Raw genomic sequence first — 2,450 nt, 5'->3', positions numbered from 1 at the left:
TTCGACGAGCCCACCATCGGCCTGCACCCGCTCGACGTGCGCACCCTCCTGGGCGTGTTCGAGCGCTTGGTGGAGCCGGGAGCGACGGTCGTCGTGATCGAGCACGACCTGGACGTCATCGCCAACGCCGACTACGTGGTGGACCTCGGCCCCGGCGGCGGCGCCTCCGGAGGCCGCATCGTGGCCGTCGGCACTCCCGAGCAAGTGGCCGACAACCCCGAGAGCGTCACCGGAAGGTACCTTTGATGCACCATCGCACGTGCATCATCGCCCGAAAAACACGCAAAACGGCCTTCGAGCGTGTTTTTCGGGCGATGATGCGTCACGCGTCCGTCCGGATGTCCGCGATGTCGTCGAGGGGGATGCGGGTGCGGACGACGGTGACGGTGCGGGCCGCGAGGTCGATGTCGCTGACCAGGCCGCGCGCGGTGACGTACGCTTCGCCGTCGTAGTGGACGATGCACGCCATCTCGCGCCGTTTCAGCTGGGAGAGCTTTCGCGACAGCTCGAGCGCCTGCTCGTCGGTCAGCTCGCGCTTCGGCTCTGCCACGCGCTCGCGCTCGCGGATGAGGTCGTAGTAGCCTTTGAGCGCGGCGAACGGCATGAACTGCTGCGCGCGGTCGGCGCGGGGTCGGCGCTCAGGCATGGTGCCCTCCGATCTGCTCGTTGCGCTCGCGCGCCGTGGCCTTCTCTTTCAAGCTGGTGCCGCGCAGAAGCGCGTTCTTGCCGAAGCGCCCCTTCACGGCCAGCACGGCCTGCTGCAGGCGATGTTCCTCGGCCTCCGCTTCCACGTCCGAGAACAGGTCCATCGTGGCGAACTCCTCGGGGAGCACCCCGCCGACGCCCACGTTGATGCGGCGGATGGGCGCGTCTTTGCGCGTGGTCTCGTCGAACAGGTCGAGGAACCGCGGCATGAGCTTCGAGTAGAGGTTCGTGCGATCCGCCTGCCTGCGCGTGGAGCCGGTGTGAGAGAAACCGCGGCGGCCGCTTGCGGGGCGCCTGCCGTGGCCGCCGTCGAAGAACGCGCCGTCCGATTCGCCCGCACGCTCGCCTGGACCCTTCGCGTACCCCACGTACAGCGATATCGATCCGGCGACCAGACGTTTCTCCACGAGATCGAGCACCAGCTGATCCACCATCTCGCGCAGCACGTCGCGCGCTTCCTCGAACGAGTAGTCGCACGGCAGCACCTGGCCGTTGCCCAGAGAATGCCCGCTCGGCTCGTAGGCGTGGATGTCGGCGATGGTGCACGGCTCGACGCCGTGGGCGTGGTCGATCAGATACTCCGCGTTCACGCCGAACTCGCGGTACAGCGTGGCCTCGCTCATCTCGCATACGCCGCGCAGGTCGTACACCGCGTACTTCGCCAGGCGCCTCGCGATGCCCGGGCCGATGTTCCAGATATCGGTGATGGGCCGGTGGGTCTGGATAGTGCGCTCGAACTCGGCCTGGTCGAGAAAGCCGATGCAGTCCCGGGCGTGCTTCGCCGTGATGTCGAGCGCCACTTTCGCCAAGAACAGGTTCGGCCCGACCCCTGCCGTGGCGCGCACGCCCGTCTCGGCCAGCACCGCCTCCATGAGCATGACGGCGAACTCCCGGGCGCTCGTCCGGTACAGCGACAGGTACGGCGTCGCATCGATGAAGCATTCGTCGATGGAATAGGGATGGACGTCCTCGGGCGACACGAAGCGCAGGTAGATGGAGTAAATGTCGGCCGACGCCTCCATGTAGCGCTGCATGCGCGGCTTCGCCATGACGTAGTCCACGTTCTCGGGGATCTCGAACACGCGGCAACGGCTGGACAGGCCGAGCGCCTTCATGGACGGCGTGATGGCCAGGCAGATGGTCTTCTCCGTGCGGTCGGGATCGGCCACGACGAGGTTCGCCGTCAGCGGGTCCAGCCCGCGGTCGACGCATTCGACGCTGGCGTAGAAGCTCTTCAGATCTATGCACACGTACGTGCGCTCCATCGCGCCGACCCCTCCCCCGTTCAACTAGCACACTTGTTCGTTTAGTATAGCACGTCCAACGCGGAGCCGGAGGAGCCGCTACCGCTTTCACACCGAGATCGGCTTCGTTGCGGGCCCGTCGAGGACGTTGCCGTCCGCGTCGAAGCGCGACCCGTGGCAAGGACAGTCCCACGAGTCCTCGACGTCGTTGCGCTCGAGGCTGCATCCCATATGCGAGCACCGCTTCCCCGGCTTCACCAGGTTCGCCGTCGAGGTGCCCAAATTGGAGAACAGCGCGACGTTCAGCATGGAGCGCTGCGGGAAGAACAGGTCCTCGACGGGGCTCTCGCCCGTCGCGATCAGGTCGGCAATGGCCTTCGCCGCCACGTACGACCCGGTCATCCCCCACTTGCTGAACCCGGTTGCCACATACCAGCGGGGGTTCTCACGTCGGTGCACGCCGATGTAGGGCATGCCGTCCAGGCTCATGCAGTCCTGCGT

At 66.6% G+C, this 2,450-nt stretch carries 3 protein-coding genes and 1 pseudogene; 1 reads left to right on the top strand and 3 read right to left on the bottom strand.

What is annotated here, in order from left to right; genetic code table 11:
- Positions 1-246 (top strand): annotated as a pseudogene (locus ACMO6A_RS01600) (excinuclease ABC subunit A); the annotation flags it as partial.
- Between the two features lie 76 nt (positions 247-322).
- On the opposite strand, the gene ACMO6A_RS01595 reads toward ACMO6A_RS01600, so the two are convergent.
- The 3 genes from ACMO6A_RS01595 to ACMO6A_RS01585 form a co-directional block, all read right to left on the bottom strand.
- On the bottom strand, positions 323-646 hold the full coding sequence (locus ACMO6A_RS01595) for a hypothetical protein (protein WP_009304388.1): 324 nt from the start codon (positions 644-646) through the stop codon (positions 323-325).
- A complete protein-coding gene (locus ACMO6A_RS01590; RefSeq protein ID WP_009608574.1) occupies positions 639-1,970 on the bottom strand; it encodes a DNA repair protein in 1,332 nt (443 codons plus the stop codon). Before ACMO6A_RS01590 ends, ACMO6A_RS01595 begins: the two co-directional genes overlap by 8 nt.
- 87 nt (positions 1,971-2,057) lie before the next feature.
- On the bottom strand, positions 2,058-2,450 hold a 393-nt coding region (locus ACMO6A_RS01585; protein ID WP_418470686.1), incomplete at its 5' end, for a Rieske 2Fe-2S domain-containing protein.

The organism is Eggerthella sp. (assembly GCF_048329335.1).
Classification (GTDB): domain Bacteria; phylum Actinomycetota; class Coriobacteriia; order Coriobacteriales; family Eggerthellaceae; genus Eggerthella; species Eggerthella lenta.
This window is presented reverse-complemented; position numbering and strand designations above follow the sequence as displayed.

Excerpts from the sequence above, each read along its gene's own strand:
- ACMO6A_RS01595 (WP_009304388.1), bottom strand. The coding sequence starts at position 646 with ATGCCTGAGCGCCGACCCCGCGCCGACCGCGCGCAGCAGTTCATGCCG.
- ACMO6A_RS01590 (WP_009608574.1), bottom strand. The coding sequence starts at position 1,970 with ATGGAGCGCACGTACGTGTGCATAGATCTGAAGAGCTTCTACGCCAGC.